The organism is Achromobacter sp. 01N37 (assembly GCF_056399725.1).
The window spans coordinates 42,228-57,686 of record NZ_JBFTRX010000024.1 but is presented as its reverse complement, the minus strand read 5'-3'; the positions used below and the strand labels follow the sequence as shown (position 1 = coordinate 57,686).

General features: G+C 64.6%; 12 protein-coding genes. 4 read left to right on the top strand and 8 right to left on the bottom strand.

Features of this window, described 5'->3' with window-relative positions; translation table 11 throughout:
- From AC1DSJ_RS29250 to AC1DSJ_RS29240, 3 genes are all read left to right on the top strand, one after another.
- On the top strand, positions 1–1,206 hold a 1,206-nt coding region (locus AC1DSJ_RS29250; RefSeq protein WP_441372470.1), incomplete at its 5' end, for a DUF2345 domain-containing protein.
- The gene (locus tag AC1DSJ_RS29245; protein ID WP_441372469.1) at positions 1,203–3,005 is read left to right on the top strand and encodes an esterase/lipase family protein; all 1,803 of its coding nucleotides are present in this window, start codon (positions 1,203–1,205) and stop codon (positions 3,003–3,005) included. The genes AC1DSJ_RS29250 and AC1DSJ_RS29245, both read left to right, overlap by 4 nt.
- Complete coding sequence (locus AC1DSJ_RS29240; RefSeq protein WP_441372468.1) at positions 3,002–4,240, top strand: hypothetical protein; 1,239 nt, start codon at positions 3,002–3,004, stop codon at positions 4,238–4,240. The genes AC1DSJ_RS29245 and AC1DSJ_RS29240 overlap by 4 nt, the downstream gene beginning before the upstream one ends.
- A gap of 18 nt (positions 4,241–4,258) precedes the next feature.
- Here AC1DSJ_RS29240 and AC1DSJ_RS29235 read toward each other — a convergent pair whose 3' ends face one another.
- The 8 genes from AC1DSJ_RS29235 to AC1DSJ_RS29200 form a co-directional block, all read right to left on the bottom strand.
- Positions 4,259–4,726 (bottom strand): YybH family protein, encoded by a 468-nt coding sequence (locus tag AC1DSJ_RS29235; RefSeq protein WP_006225881.1) that lies wholly within the window; start codon positions 4,724–4,726, stop codon positions 4,259–4,261.
- Between the two features lie 26 nt (positions 4,727–4,752).
- Complete coding sequence (locus AC1DSJ_RS29230) at positions 4,753–5,751, bottom strand: ABC transporter ATP-binding protein (protein ID WP_441372467.1); 999 nt, start codon at positions 5,749–5,751, stop codon at positions 4,753–4,755.
- Positions 5,748–6,737, bottom strand: coding sequence for an ABC transporter ATP-binding protein (locus AC1DSJ_RS29225; protein WP_441372466.1), 990 nt, complete (start codon positions 6,735–6,737; stop codon positions 5,748–5,750). Before AC1DSJ_RS29225 ends, AC1DSJ_RS29230 begins: the two co-directional genes overlap by 4 nt.
- Complete coding sequence (locus AC1DSJ_RS29220; protein ID WP_441372465.1) at positions 6,734–7,678, bottom strand: ABC transporter permease; 945 nt, start codon at positions 7,676–7,678, stop codon at positions 6,734–6,736. Before AC1DSJ_RS29220 ends, AC1DSJ_RS29225 begins: the two co-directional genes overlap by 4 nt.
- The gene (locus AC1DSJ_RS29215; RefSeq protein ID WP_245636445.1) at positions 7,675–8,622 is read right to left on the bottom strand and encodes an ABC transporter permease; all 948 of its coding nucleotides are present in this window, start codon (positions 8,620–8,622) and stop codon (positions 7,675–7,677) included. Before AC1DSJ_RS29215 ends, AC1DSJ_RS29220 begins: the two co-directional genes overlap by 4 nt.
- On the bottom strand, positions 8,609–10,093 hold the full coding sequence (locus tag AC1DSJ_RS29210; RefSeq protein WP_441372464.1) for an ABC transporter substrate-binding protein: 1,485 nt from the start codon (positions 10,091–10,093) through the stop codon (positions 8,609–8,611). Before AC1DSJ_RS29210 ends, AC1DSJ_RS29215 begins: the two co-directional genes overlap by 14 nt.
- Before the next feature lie 145 nt (positions 10,094–10,238).
- Positions 10,239–12,545: a molybdopterin-dependent oxidoreductase gene (locus AC1DSJ_RS29205; RefSeq protein ID WP_441372463.1), complete on the bottom strand. Its 2,307-nt coding sequence runs from the start codon at positions 12,543–12,545 to the stop codon at positions 10,239–10,241.
- Between the two features lie 12 nt (positions 12,546–12,557).
- Complete coding sequence (locus AC1DSJ_RS29200; RefSeq protein ID WP_427946758.1) at positions 12,558–13,730, bottom strand: M20 aminoacylase family protein; 1,173 nt, start codon at positions 13,728–13,730, stop codon at positions 12,558–12,560.
- A 193-nt stretch (positions 13,731–13,923) separates the two neighbouring features.
- Between AC1DSJ_RS29200 and AC1DSJ_RS29195 the strand changes: the two genes are divergently transcribed.
- Positions 13,924–15,453 carry an ABC transporter substrate-binding protein gene (locus AC1DSJ_RS29195; protein WP_175168712.1) on the top strand — a complete coding sequence of 510 codons (1,530 nt, stop codon included), beginning with the start codon at positions 13,924–13,926 and terminating at the stop codon, positions 15,451–15,453.
- Positions 15,454–15,459 lie beyond the last annotated feature (6 nt).

The window sequence follows — 15,459 nt, the reverse complement described above, 5'->3', positions numbered from 1 at the left end:
GAAGTCGTCGTGCAATTCCTGAATGGCGATCCAGACCAGCCGCTGATCACCTCGCGGGCATACCGCGCGACCAACCTTCCGCCGTATGAACTGCCCCGTCACAACATCCTGCACACCATCAAGAGCAAGGAACACAAGGGCAACCGGGCGAATGAACTGCGCCTGGATGACACGTCGGCGCAGATCAGCGCGGCGTTGATGAGTGAGCATGGCGCGTCTGAACTGCATCTGGGATATCTGACGCACCCAAGGCCAGCGGGCGGTGAGCCTCGCGGTGAAGGGTTTGAGTTGCGCACAGATGCACATGGCGCGTTACGTGCGGCGCAAGGGTTGCTGCTGACGACCGAGGCGCAGCTGCGTTCCAAGGGCGGTCAGCTGGATCGTTCAGAGATCGTCGGGGTACTGGAAGCCGCGCTGGAACTGGCTCGGAACTTGGGCGACTACGCAGGCAAACATGAAGGCGTGGCACACGACGTTCAGCCCCAACAGTCGCTAACCAACGCCGTGCGCGATCTAGGCCACGGCGCAAATGATCAGTCAGCCGGCGCAGGCCAAGGCGACCACGCCGCGATGGCGCTCAGCGCCCCTGGCGGCATCGCCGCCGCCACACCCGCCAGCCTGACCTTAAGCGCAGGCGAACACCTCGACAGCATCGCCCAGCGCAATCAGCAAATCAGCGCAGGCGAAAAAGTCGTCATCAACGCAGGCGGCGACATGGGGCTGTTCTCTCAAGGCGGCGCCCTGCGCCACATCGCCCACCAAGGCGAAATGATCCTGCAAGCGCAGCACAACGCCATCCGCATCCAGGCTGATCAAAGCGCCGAAATCACGTCCAGCAAACAACACGTACTGATCGCCGCCGACAAACACATCACGCTGCTTTGCGGCGGGGCTTATATCAAGATGGCCGATGGGAACATTGAATTGGGCATGCCGGGCACCTTTACGGTCAAGGCGGCACAGCACAACTTTTCGGGGCCGAACAGTGCGTCGATGGCGCTCAACACGTGGGATGCAGCGCCGTTTGACGACCGCTTCCAAGCCACCCTGTCGGACGGCTCCCCGGCACGCGACCTGGAATACACCCTCATCCGCCGGGATGGCGGACGCGTTACCGGAAAGACCGATAGCGAGGGCTTTCTATCCCTGCAACAAGACATGCGGATGGACGGCGTCCTGATTGAATGGAGGCACGACAACACATGACCAACACCACAAGCCCACCACGCGTCGCCCCGACTCACTATGACGCCCGAGGCCAGCAGTGCTTCACCTGGACGTTGACCGACTGCAAGCTCACCGACCCCGTGCAGCTTCGCATCGGCCCCGATCTGGTTCTGCCCGTGATTTTCATACCGGGGGTGATGGGAAGTAATTTGAAGTCGGTTCCGGAAAACCCGACGCAAAAGCCTATACCGGTGTGGACGCTGAACTACGGCTTCACCGGACAGCCTACCCACTTGCTTTCGCAATGGGGTCTGAAGGAAGCAGGCTTTCGCCAAACGGTCCTGCATCCCGACCGCGTCGAAGTCGACGATCAGGGCGCCGTGCCGCAAGTCGCCTCCGGCATGGTCCAGGAAAACCGGCAACTCCTTCCCGCCGAACGCAAAGCCGCGCTGATGCAACGCTATCGGGAACGCGGCTGGGGCGAGGTCGGCCAAACCAGCTACGAGCGCTTTCTGCTGTGGCTGGAGCACGCGCTCAACTCGCCCACTGTGCCGCGCCACGCGAATTACACGCTAGAGCTTGGAGCAGATCACTGGCTGGACCCTGAGGCGACGTATCCCCGGCTGAAGCCCGGTATGGAAGTCTTCATGCCGGGATTGAACGGCCTGGACCGGGGAGGTCACGAGACGGGCGTCAAACCCTTGACGAGCGATGACTTGATCGCAGGGGCAAGATTCAATATGCCTGTGCATGCGTTTGGGTATAACTGGCTGGCGTCGAACACGGATTCCGCGAAGAAGCTCAGGAACAGGATCAATACCATCCTTGATCAGTATGGAGACCGCTGCAAACAAGTCATATTGCTTACTCACTCCATGGGCGGCTTGATCGCCAGAATGTGCGCCACGCTACCAGGCATGGAAGCCGCGATATGCGGAATCATCCACGGGGTGATGCCGACCAACGGAGCTCCTGTCGCTTACCGGCGTTGCAAAGTTGGGATGGGCGATGAGAGTTTCGGAGCATCACTTGTCATCGGTAGTCGTGGGCAGGACGTGACAGCCGTATTTGCCCAGTCGCCAGGGGCCCTTCAATTACTGCCGACTCGCAGCTATACACCAAACTGGCTCAAGTTGACGCGAACTGATGGCGGCAGCGAAATTCCTGCCGTGTCGCAATGGCCGTCGGCCACGCAATGCCCTTACGAAACGATCTACTTGGAAAGAAAGCGATGGTGGGGGCTAGTGCGCGACTCATGGCTCGCTCCCAAAGCGGGTATTGCCATCGACTGGAAGGACTTTGAGCACAACGTTGGACGCGCAAGGCGCTTCCACGACGCGCTGAATCACTACTACCATCCGAACACGTACGCGTTCTATGGCTCGGATATGAAATACCCGAGCTTTGAATCTATCCGGTGGACGATACGACCCGGACTGCAATCACCAGGGTCAACGGTCGCCGGCCGTTCGATGGAAACCCTTGCGGACATGCACGCAGAAGGCGTTCGATACGACGGCCGCACTCCAGCCTATGTCGGCGGGAAAGCCGCCATTGGCTACGATCCGCGAAATCCCTTCGCTGCTACCGCAAGACCTGTGGAAATTGAGTACAGCGATTGGGAACTCCATTGCGAAATGCAGGATGGGTCCGGCGACGGCACGGTACCCACCAGCTCAGGCCGGGCGCCGATTGCACAGGCCAGAAATGGCCAAGTCCGCGAACAACTGCAAATGCGCGGTTTCGATCACGAAGGTCCCTTCCGCGATTCATTGGTTCAACTGATCACACTGCAATGGATTCTGAAGGTCGCGGCTCAAGCAGAAAAGCCGGCATGAGGTCGATCACCATCGCCGCAGCGCTCGTCTTCTTCCTTATTTCGGGAAGCAGCAGCTCCAATTTTCAAAACAAGGAAATGACCGTGAACGAACCGAACACCATTGCCCGTACCTGGATGTTCGGCCGCCACCTGATTGACCTGCCTTCCGATTGGGTTTTCAACACCGGCAGCACCGTCACGCTGTACTACGGCCTGGACTCCGATTTCAACACCGTCGACGTCAGGGTGCTTGGCATAGAAGTTACGCCTCAACGATTTGCTGAGGCGCTGAAGGACAGGGCGTTGCAGATTCAGCAGGTCGATCATGACGCGGGTGGATCTATGTTGCTGGCCAATATTGCACTGAGTAAGACCCAGGTCCTATTGCGCTTCTTCCGGACGCCGGAACAGAAGAACTATCACACTCACGAACTTCACCTGCTCGTCGACGACGTCTACGTCCTGATCAAAGCCCACTCCTATAAGAACGTCATGGCGCCGGTGGAAGCTCGAATGAAGTCGTTGGCAGAGACCATCACAACCGTCTCCGACCCCTCTCAGGCCGGCCCCGGCTTCGGCCTGGGACCCATCATCATCCGGGACTGGCATGATCAGGAATTCGGCATCGTGAAGTTCTACCCGCCCGCCTCAAACATCGCGCTTGAGGTCTGGATCAGCGCCCTTCAGCCGCAGGAAGACCTGAACATGGCCGAGCAAGAGAAGCGGTTCTTGCACCGCCTTCATTACGCTGTCCTGCGTTCAAAGCCGCTGACGCTTGCTGGCATGAGGTCCGAGCAACGGGGCATCAGCTATCGCAACGGCGATCATCACGCTTTTCTATTTATCGCGCAGAGCTATCGCGACACGCCCAGCTTTGTGCAACCGTCGATCCATCTCCGCTTACGAGGCGGTGGCGCGGTACGGCGACCGCTTGAGCCAGGGCAGTTGCCCGACCTTGTCCGCTGGACCCTTCCCCGCTTCGTTCCCAACAAGCACACCGTGCCGCTCTGGCAACGCCCGCCTCCCCCACCCAACGTAGACGCCACCCTGACCGACGCCGAAGCCGGCGCCGTGTGGGATGCAATGCTGGCCTCGATCCGCCTCCGTCATAACGCCGTGGCGCCCAAACCGCCTTCGGCGTTTGACCGCCCTGGCAATCCCGAAAAGGCGGCGGCGGACAAGCGGGCGTTGGACGAATTTCTCAGCACCGACGACGAAGGCATGCCTTGGTCGCCGCCGGCTGACGACAACTAACGGGCTGGTTCAGCCCCTTCAACTACGCGCCGGCTTGTTCCCATGCGACACGCTCGGGGTATCGCGGAACAAGGACATATGCGTGTGCGTCGCCACCCACGGCTCACCCACGGCTTCGCGTGCGAACGAGACGGTGGCGCGGCCGACGCGGTCGAAGGGTTTGCCGTCCGGGTGATAGCCGGTGGAATCCCACACGGCCAGGCCCACGGCGAACAGGCGGTCGGGCGAGACGAAGCTTTGCACGTCGTCCAGGCGCCAGATGAAGTCGTCGATGGTGAACCAGACGTTGCGCCACTGCGTCTTCTCGGCGTGTTCGCGGCCGCTGACGAAGTTGGTGTAGGTGCCAAACGCCACGAAGTCGTCGGCGAACAGGTGGCGGGCGGCGGCGTAGTCCACGGCCTGCACGTGGTCGGACAGTTCCTTGAACCAGGCGCGCACGGCGGCGGCGTCGGCGGCGTCAACGGGGGCTAAGGCTTGCACGGACATGACGGGTTTCTCCAAAAAGGGATGAGTTAGGGTGTAGCAGGAATGGGGTCGGCAAACCAGCACGCCACGGCATGGCCGGACGCGCGGGTTTCCAGCGGCGGCGCAGCCAGACGGCAGCGCTCGGCGGCCAAGGGGCAGCGCGGGTGGTAGCGGCAGCCGGATGGCGGCGACATCGGGCTGGGCGGCTCGCCCGACGCCACGGTGTACGCGGGCCGGGTATGGCCGCGTTCGGGCTCGGGGACGGCGGCGAGCAGCCCGCGGGTGTAGGGATGCAGCGGACGCTCGTAGATGTCGTCGCGTGCGCCGGTCTCAACCACCTGCCCCGCATACATGATGGCGATGCGGTGCGACACGTGCCGCACCACCGCCAGATCATGCGCAATCAGCAGGAAGGACAGGCCCAGCTCTTGCTGCAAGTCCTGAAACAGGTTGATGATCTGCGCGCGCACCGAGACGTCCAGCGCCGACACGGGCTCGTCCGCCACGATGAGATCGGGCCGGATGGCCAAGGCGCGGGCGATGCCCACGCGTTGGCGCTGGCCGCCCGAGAACGCATGCGGATAGCGTTCCGCCGAATCCGCTGGCAGGCCGACCTGGGCGATCAGTTCACCGACGCGGCGGCGCAAGGCGTCGCGGCCGTCGCTCCAGCCATGCACAATCAACGGTTCGGCGATGGCGTCAAAGACGGTGTGCCGGGGGTTCAGGCTGGTGGACGGGTCCTGAAACACCAGCTGCATGTGGCGGCGCAAGTCACGCAGCTGCGCGCGGCCGGCATGGGTGATGTCTTCGCCTTTGAAATGCAGCGAGCCGCTGGTGAGCGGCGTGCGCCGCAACACGGCGCGGCCCAGCGTGGTTTTACCGGAACCGGATTCGCCGACGAGGCCGAGCGTCTCGCCACGCGCCAGTTCCAGCGATACGCCATCCACGGCGCGCGCCAGCACCGGCTTGCCAAACCAGCCGGCCGAGCGCACGGGGTAATGCACGCGCAGATCGCGCGCCTGCAACAACGGAGTCGCGTCGCTCATGACACTTGGGTCCAAACCGGAGTAAAGGGGCGCACGCAGGCCGCCACCCTGCCCTGGCCGACGTCTCGCAAGGCCGGGCGCTCGGCGCAGGCGGCGTCGGCGCCGGGGCAACGCGGGGCAAAGTCGCAATGGCGGGTGCGGTGGCGCAGGTCGGGCGGGACGCCGTCGATGGCGATCATGCGGCGGCGCGTGTCGGTCAAACGGGGTGTCGCACGCAACAGCCCTGCGGTGTAGGGATGCGCGGGCGCGGCGTACAAGGCGTCGGCGTCCGACAGTTCCACCAGCCGGCCGGCATACATGACCGCGACGCGATCGGCCACCTTGGCGACGACGCCCAGGTCGTGCGTGACCAGCAGCATCGCCAGGCCCAGCCGCTGTTTCAGCTGGGCGAGCAGCTCCAGAATCTGCGCCTGGATGGTGACGTCCAGCGCCGTCGTGGGTTCGTCGGCGATCAGAATTTGCGGATCACAGGCCAGCGCCATGGCGATCAGAATGCGTTGACGCTGGCCGCCCGAAAACTCATGGGGCAGACGGTCCAGCCGTTCGGCGGGTTTGGGAATGCCGACCTGCGCGAGCAGTTCGATGATGCGGGCGCGTCGCTGCGTGGCGGTCAACGGCGTGTGGCGCACCAGCACCTCGTCGATCTGCGTGCCGATGGTCAACAGCGGGTTCAGCGCGCTCATCGGGTCTTGAAACACCATGGCGATGCGGTTGCCGCGCAAGTCTTCCAACACGCGCGGCGGCGCGGCCAGCAGGTCTTGCCCATCGAACCGCACCTGGCCGCCCGCCACGCGGCCGGGCAAGGTGGTCAGCCCCATCAAGGCGAGCGCACAGGCGCTTTTGCCGGAACCGCTTTCACCGACGAGCGCCAGCGTTTCACCGGCATAGAGGTCAAACGACACCCCGTCGACCGCTTTGACGGTGCCTTGACGGGTCAGAAATTCGACGCTCAGGTCGCGCACGCTCAGCAAGGGAGTCGAGTTCATCGGCGCACCTTCGCAATCAGGCGGCGGGCGAAGTCTTTCTCGCGTTCGCGCGGGTCCAGCGCCAGCCGCAGGCGGCTGGCCGCTACGTTCACGATCAACACCGTCAACGCAATGGACAGCCCCGGAAACGTGGCCAGCCACCAGGCGCTGGTCAGATAGTTACGGCCATTGGCCACATCCAGCCCCCACGACACGGCGGGCGGTTGCACGCCCACGCCCAGAAATGACAGCGCGGCCTCCGCCAACACCACCCGCGCAAACTCCAGCACCATCAAGGTGATAAGCGGTGCGGCCAGGTTGGGCAGGATGTGGCGAAACAGGATGCGCCCGGCGCGCGCGCCCGCCATCTCGGCGCTTTCTATATAGGGAAGCTGGCGCACGGACAGCACCACGCTGCGTATCTGGCGCGCATAAACCATCCAGCCGTTCAGGGCCAGCGCCAGGATCACGGTGCCGGGTCCCGGCCCAAGAATCACCAGGATGACCAGCGACAGCAGCAAGCCGGGAAACGCCACGTGCACGTCTACCCAGCGCATCAGCACCGCATCGACCCGGCCGCCAGCAAAACCCGCTATCAGACCAACCAGCACGCCAAACGATGCCGACGCCGCCACCACGGCCGCGCCGATCAGGATGGACAGGCGCGCCCCGTGCAGGATGCGGCTGAAGACGTCGCGGCCCAGGTTGTCGGTGCCCAGCAGATTGGCCCATGAGCCGCGCGCCTCCCAAACAGGCGGGCGCAGGCGTGCCGACAGCTTGATGGCGGCGGGGTCGTAAGGCGCCAGCCACGGCAGCACAATCGCAACGGCTGCCAGCAAGGCCAGCAATGACGCGGCCAGAACCCAGCCACGCTGCCGGTCCGACAGCGCGTGCCAGCCGCGCGGCGCAACGGTTGCGGGCGCAGCGTCGGCCGCGCCCATCCATGCCGGAACGGTGCTCATACCGCGATCCTCCGGTCCAGCAGGCGGTACAGAATGTCCAGACAGAAATTGATGATCACGATCAGGAACGCAATGAAGAAGACAACGGCCTGCAACAGCACCAGGTCCTGGCGCTCGATGGCCTGGACGGCGGTCTGGCCCAGGCCGGGCCAGGCGAATACGGTTTCCACGACGACGGTATGACCGGCCAGCATGCCGGCGAACTCCCAGCCCAGTAGCGCCACCGTGGGCACGGCGGCGTTGCGCAAGGCGTGCACCAGCACGATGCGGCTCGGGCGCAGGCCCTTGGCGCGCGCGGTGCGCACGTATAGCGAATTCAGTTCATCGATCAAGGCGGATCGCAACATCATCGCAATGCGGCCCAGCGCAGGCAGCGCCAAGGTCAGCATGGGCAACACGCTGCTGCCTGGCGCCTCTGAGCCCGACGACGGCAACCAATTCAACGTCACCGCGAACAACAGGATCAGCAGCAAACCCAGCCAGAACTGTGGCAACGACAAGCCGCCCAGGCTCAACAGCACCGACAAGCGATCCGCCCATTGCCCTGGCCGCAACGCCGCGATGATGCCCAGCGGCACGCCCGCCACGATGGCCACGCCCAATGCGCCCACGCACAGCGTCAGCGTGCCGGGCAGGCGTTCCAGCACGATGTCCATCGCGGGACGCTGCTGCCAGATGGAGTTGCCGAAGTCGAACAAAGCGATGTCGCGCAGATAGTGCAGGTATTGCGACCAGATCGGGCCGTCCATACCGAGTGCCTGCGCCAGCACGGCGCGGTCGGCGGCGGAGGCGTCGACCGGCAGCATGGCTTGCACCGGGTCGCCCACCAGCCGCGTCACGATGAACACGATGGTGGTCACACCCAGCACAACCAGCAGCCCCTGCATCAAGCGGCCCAGCAAGAAGCGCGGCAAGCCGCGCCCGGCATGATTATTCGACGACACGAATGTCCTTCACCGGAATCAGGCCATCGACGCGCGGCGCGAAGTCGATCCGCTTGGACAGGCCGAAGATCTCGCCGCCTTCCAGCAGGAACACCAGATAGGCTTCGTCGCGGCCAATCTTCAGCGCCTTGGAGTACAGGGCCTGGCGCTTGGCCGGGTCCGCTTCCTGGCGCGCCTGATCGATCAGGCCCTTGAGGTCGGCGTTGTCATTGGCCGCGGCCACGCCGCCATCGGCGTAATAGGCGCTAAGCGTGCGGTCGGCGTCCAGCAATTGGTTGGAATGGCTGCTGCTGATCTGCGCTTCGGTGGGCACGCGGTTCTTGTTGATGGCGTCCAGGTATTCCGCCCAGGCCAGCACGCGGAAATTCACTTTCAGGCCGGCGGCCTCCCAATAGGCGGCAATGGTCTCGGCCAATTCCTTGTCTTTCAGCCAGCGGCCGGACGGCGCAACCAAGTCAATGGACTTGCCATATGCGCCCGCGGCCTTCAGCAGCTCGGTGGCGCGTGCCGGGTCATACGGATACGGCTGGATGCTGGCGTCATAGCCGAACCAGCCCGGGGCCAGCAACTGGCCGTGGGATACGGCCGCGTAGCCGCCGTACAAGTCCTTGGCCAACGCTTCCTTGTCCACCGCGTAGTTCAGCGCCTGGCGCACGCGCACGTCTTTGGTCAGGCCCTTCAAGGCGTTCAGCGACACAAAGGGCAAGTCGGTGCCTTGCAGCGTCACGGCCTTGGCGACCCGCTTGGTGTCTTCGGGCAACACATTGGTGATGAAGTCGAAGTCGCCCGCCCGCAGGCCCGACAAACGCGTGCCCGGCTCCGCCACGAAGCGGTAGGTGGCGCGGTCCACATTGCCCACGGACGACGGGTTCCAGTAATGGGGGTTTTTCGACAGGACGATGCGTTGGCCCTTGGCCCATTCCGTCAACACATAGGGGCCGCTGCCCACGGGCTTCTGGCCCAGGCTGCCGTCGGCGGCGGCCGTGGGCGACACGATGGTCAGCCACGACAGCCGCGCGGGCAAGGCGGGGTCAGCGCCATTGGTCAGCACGCGCACTGTCGCGGCGTCGACCGCTTCGGCGCGCTTGATGCCCAGGAAGAACGGGCGCTGGCGCGAGGCGGTCTTGGGGTCGACGATGCGGTTGATGCTGGCGGCCACGGCGGCGGCGTCCAGCGCCTGGCCGTCACTGAATTTCAGGTTGGGGCGCAGCGTCACTTCCCAGCTGTCGGCGCCCGTCTGGCGCGGCAGCGCGGTGGCCAGTTGCGGCACCAGCTCACCCTTGGGCGTGCGCGTGATCAGCGTTTCGAAGATGTTGCGCGACACGGCGCGCTCGGAACCGTCTTGCGCCGTTTGCGGGTCGAGCGTGGACGGCTCGGTGCCCAGCGCCAGCGTGATATCGGCCGCGTGGGCGGCGGTGAAAACAGACGCGGACAGAGCCAGGCTCAAGCCCAGGTAGCGTGTACGGTTCATGCGCACTCCGGATCAAAGGACATGCGCAGCGGGGCACGATGTCGCAGTCGGTAAATAAGGAATCCGGAGTTTGCCGCGAGAAATCAGAACGTGCCGTTCTATTCATATGTCTGGGAAATGCTTGACGCGGTGGCCGACTACCGCATCAAGTCATAAGGCGAAGCACGCGATGTGCCGCCTGCACCGCCGGGCTTTCCCACGCGCGATGCGGCGTGGCCGGCCCCGCGTAAGGCTCCACCTGCACCAGCGCCGTCTGCGCGCTGGGCCCTTGCGCCAGACGCGACGTGCCGATGTCCGCCGTCAAGGTATTGGGGTTGCCATGGCGGTCCAGGTCGCCTTCCGGGTCGGACCACGCGCCGGTGGACATCACCACCACGCCCAGCATCAAGCCCGCGTCCAGCTTCACGCCCGCCAGGCACGCCCCGCGCGCATTGAATACCCGGACCACGCCGCCGTCTTGAATGCCGCGCGCGGCGGCATCGTCCGGATGCATGGCGATGGGTTCGCAGCCGTGGATCTTGGCCGAGCGCGACAAGGCGGCGGGGTCCAGCTGGCTGTGCAGGCGGTGCCGCGGCTGGTTCGTCAGCAAGTGCAGCGGCCATTGCCCGGCCGCGTCCGCGCCCAGCCATTCCGACGGCGCCAGCCATACGGGATGCCCCGGGCAATCGGCATAGCCAAAGCCCGCCACCACGTCCGAGGTGAGTTCGATCTTGCCCGAGGGCGTGCGCAGCCGATGCGCGTCGGGGTCGCGGCGGAAGGCTTCGAACAGCACGTACTGCGAGTCGGGCGGCGGGATTTCAGCGTGGCCGCGCGCCCAGAATTCGTCGAACGGCGGCAACACCACGCCCCGTTCTGCGCAGCCGCCACGCATGCCTTCGTAGACGTGCCGGCACCAGCCCATTTCATCGCGCCCGGCCGTGTACGTGTCATGAAAGCCCGCGCGCCGCGCAAGCTCGGCGAAGATATCGAAGTCGTTGCGCGCTTCGCCTTGCGGCGGCACGGCCCGGTGCATGGCGAACACATAAGGGTCGCGCGCGGAACCTCCCACGTCGCAACGCTCAAGCGAGGTCGTCGCCGGCAGCACGATATCGGCGCGGCGGGCCAGCGGCGTCCACCAGGATTCGTGCACGATCACCGTTTCCGGTTTGCGCCACGCGTCGCGCAAGCGGTTTTGGTCCTGATGATGATGGAACGGGTTGCCGCCCGCCCAATAGATCAGCTTGATGTCGGGATACGTGTGGCGCGCGCCATTGAATTCATATTCGGCGCCCGGCGCCAGCAGCATGTCGGTAATGCGCGCCACCGGAATGGCCAGTTGCGCGGGGTTCTTTGGCACAGGCACTTCGGGGCCAGGCACTTGCCTGCGCGGCTGGCCAATGCTGTTCAGCGACGCGTGGCCAAACGCAAAGCCGCCACCGGGCAAGCCGATCTGACCGGCCAACGCCGCCAGACCGATCAACGCCCAATACGGCTGTTCGCCATGCTGCGCGCGCTGCAACGACCACGCCGCCGTCAACAGGCTGCGCTGCGTGGCGATGCTGCGGGCCAAGGCGACGATGGTCTCCGCCGGCACGCCGCAAATCCCTGACGCCCACGCGGCGTCCTTGGCTTGCCCGTCTGCGGCGCCCGTCAGATAGCCGGCCCAGGTATCAACGCCCACGCAGTAGCGCGCCAGGAATGCGGTGTCGTGCAGCCCTTCTGCCAACAGGGTGTGCGCCATGGCCAGCATCAACGCGGTGTCGGTGTTGGGCCGGATGGGAATCCAATCGGCCGCGATGCCGTCGGGAATGTCGGCGCGCGTGGGGCTGATGACAGTGAGCCGGATGCCCGCCGCCTGCGCCCGCGCCAGCCAGCCGGGCAAGTTGTGCAGGCCCGCACCGCCAGAAGTGACCTGGCTGTTCTTGATTGGCATGCCGCCAAACGCCACGATGTGGCGCGTGTGGGCCAGCACGCTTTCCCAGTCGGTCACGTCGCCGCTGACGGGGCTGGTCGTGCCAATCACGTGCGGCAGCAGGAATTGCGCCGCGCCCCAGCTGTAGTTGCCCACCTGATCCACGCAGCCGCCGCCCTGAAACAGGAAGCGGCGGATCAGACTGCGCGCATGGTGCACGCGCCCGGCGGATGACCAGCCATAAGACCCGCCAAAGATGCCCGCCGGCCCGTGTTGCGCGCGCACGCGCGCCAGTTCGCCTGCGACCAGATCCAGCGCATGGTCCCAAGACACTTCAACGTATTCATCGCCTTCGCGGTCGCGGTTGCCGGCAAGCCAGCCCTTGCGCACCGACGGCCGCTGAATACGTAAAGGGGAATGCAGCATCTCGGCGATCGACCCCAGCATGGGGGATGGAGACGGGTCCGGGCCAAAGGGCTCGCAGCCCACGACGCGTTGGTTTTCAACAAGCGCGGTGAAGGCGCCCCAGTGCGCCAGGGACGGGTGACGGGTGCGGCTCATGGCGCGCTCCGTTCAGAGCGCGCCGCGGTCCTGGACCAGCCTGATCCAGAACGCCGCGCCATGGCTGATGGCTTGATCATTGAAATCGTAGTTGGGCGTGTGCAAGCCGAACGACGGGCCGTTGCCGAAGAAGACGAACGCGCCGGGCTTTTCCTGGAGCATAAACGAGAAATCCTCGCCGCCCATCACCGGTTTCATATTGTCGACAACGCGGTCAACGCCAACCAAGTCACGGGCAATGCGCACCGCATGCGCCGTCTGATCCGCATGGTTCAACGTCACCGGGTAGTCGCGCAGATACGTGAGCTTGGCCGTGGCGCCGAAGGTGCCGGCGATGCCCGCGATCACTTCCTTCATGCGCGTTTGCACCGTGTCCTGAATGACCGGGTTGAAGGTGCGCACGGTACCGCGCAACTGCGCCTTCTGCGGAATCACGTTGTCGGTTTCGCCGGCATGGAACATGGTGATCGACACCACCGCGCTTTCGTGCGGATGCACATTGCGCGACACAATCGTCTGCAACGCATTCACGATCTGCGTGCCGACGATGACGGTGTCCACGCCTTCCTGCGGGCGCGACGCATGGCTGCCCCGGCCTTCGATGTCGATGGTGAAGCGGTCAGAGGCGGATGTCACCGGGCCGACGGTCGTGGAGAATTTGCCCAGCGCCAGGTTCGGCATGTTGTGCAGGCCATACACCTCGTCCACGTCAAAGCGCGTGAAGAGACCATCGTCGATCATGGCCTTGCCGCCCGCCCCGCCCTCTTCAGCCGGTTGGAAGATGAAGACGGCCGTGCCTGCGAAGTCGCGGTCTGCCGACAAGTAGCGCGCCGCAGCCAGCAAGGTGGCGCTATGGCCGTCGTGGCCGCAGGCGTGCATGATGCCGGCGTGGCGCGACTTGTGCGCCACGTCGTTGGCTTCATGGATGGGCAAGGCGTCCATGTCCGCACGCAGGCCAATGTTGCGCCCCGGGCCCGCGCGCCGCCCGCGCAGCACCCCCACCACGCCCGTCTTGCCGATGCCCGTTTCAACGCGGTCAAAGCCGAACGCGTGCAGCTTGTCGGCGATGAAGGCGGCGGTGCCGTGCTCTTCATAACGCAGCTCGGGCGCGGCGTGGAATCGGCGGCGCCACTCGCCGGCCTCGGCGACGACCTCGTTCAAGGTGTCTTCTGCTACTGCGTTCATGCGGGTTCCTTCAAGGGCTGCGCGCGCCGTGCCGACGCTCGGTCACGGGCGAAAACAAAGACGCGGATTATGGCAAGAAAGGCCCGCACGCCGGCCGATCGATTCGACATATCGACATAGCAAATACGGCTAAGCGCCGCGTGTTGGCTCCTGTAGCATCGCTCGTCCTGTAAAACCTCAAGCGGTTGGTCTCATGTTCTCGTTTGGCAAGTCGGCAGTTCGTGGTGCGCTCGCAGCGGCGTTCATCCTGGGTCATCCTGCGTATGCAGGCCCGCAAGACAACACCGCCGTCGTGGCGCTGACGGAAGAAATGCCGAGCTTCGACGCGTACCTGAGCACGGCGCGCGAAGGCATCGTGGCCTCGCGCCAGCTGTACGACACGCTGATCGAACGCAATCTGGCAACCGGTGAGTACGAGCCGTCGCTGGCCACCGCGTGGCGCCGCATTGACGACAAGACGTGGGAATTCGACTTGCGCCAAGGCGTCACCTTCCACAATGGCGACGCCTTCACGGCGGACGACGTGGTCTTCACCTTGCAGTACTACGCCCGCCCCGAATCGGGCGCGCGGTCGGCCAACTGGCTGGACTGGATTGCCAGCGTGGAAAAGGTGGATGACCACAAGGTGCGCATTACGTCCAAGGCGCCTTTCCCCGCAGCATTGGAATTCGTGTCCGGGTCGCTGGCGATTTTCCCCAAGGCCTATTTCGAAAAGGTCGGGCAGCAGGCGTTTGGCAAGCAGCCGGTAGGCACCGGCCCCTTCAAGCTGGCCGCCGCACGCGGCAACGAATACGTGTTGGAGAAGAACAAGGCCTATTTTGGCGGCGCCAAGGGCGTGGCGAAACTGGACCGCGTGACCGTGCGCGTCATCCCCGATGAAGCCACGCGCATCGCCGAAGTGATCGGCGGCAGCGTGGACTGGACGTGGAACCTGTCCGCCGACCAGATTCCGGCATTGCAGGCCGTGCCGACGATCCAGGCGCAATTCGGTTCCACGCTGACCATCGCCACCATCCTGCTGGATGCGCGCGGCCGCGCCAGCGGCGAGAACAGCCCGTTGAAAGACGTGCGTGTGCGCCAGGCCATCAACCACGCCATCGACCGCAAGAAAATAGTGGAAACGTTGCTGGGCGGCGAAGGCAAGCAGTTGGCCACACTGTGCCATCCGCTGCAATTCGGTTGCGACGAAGCGGCTGCCGTGGTCTATGACTACAACCCGGCCCGCGCCCGCGAACTGCTGGCGCAGGCCGGCTACCCCAAGGGCTTCAAGGTCAGTCTGTCGTCATTCCGTGACCGTCCGCGCGCCGAAGCCGTGAAGGCGTATCTGGCCGCCGTCGGCATCGACGCAAATCTGGAAATGCTGCAATCGCGCGCCAGCTTCAGCAAGTGGCGGGAAGGCAAGCTGGACCTTTGGTATGGCGACTGGGGCTCGTCGTCGATGTTTGACACGTCGGCATCGCTGTCGGCCTTTTTCAACTTCAGCCCGCAAGACGGCTTCCACGACGCCGAACTGCGCGACATTCTGCAGCGCGCCGACAACGCCATCGACGAAAAAACGCGCCGCGCGGAATACTCGCACGCCATCAAGCTGGCCGCCGAACGCGCCTACTTCGTGCCGATGCACACCATTGTGGTGGGCTACGCCACCGACAAGCGTCTGGCCTATCAGCCGTCGCCCGATGGCATCCCGCGCTTTTATCAGCTGGGCTGGGCCGCCAAGTAAACCGCC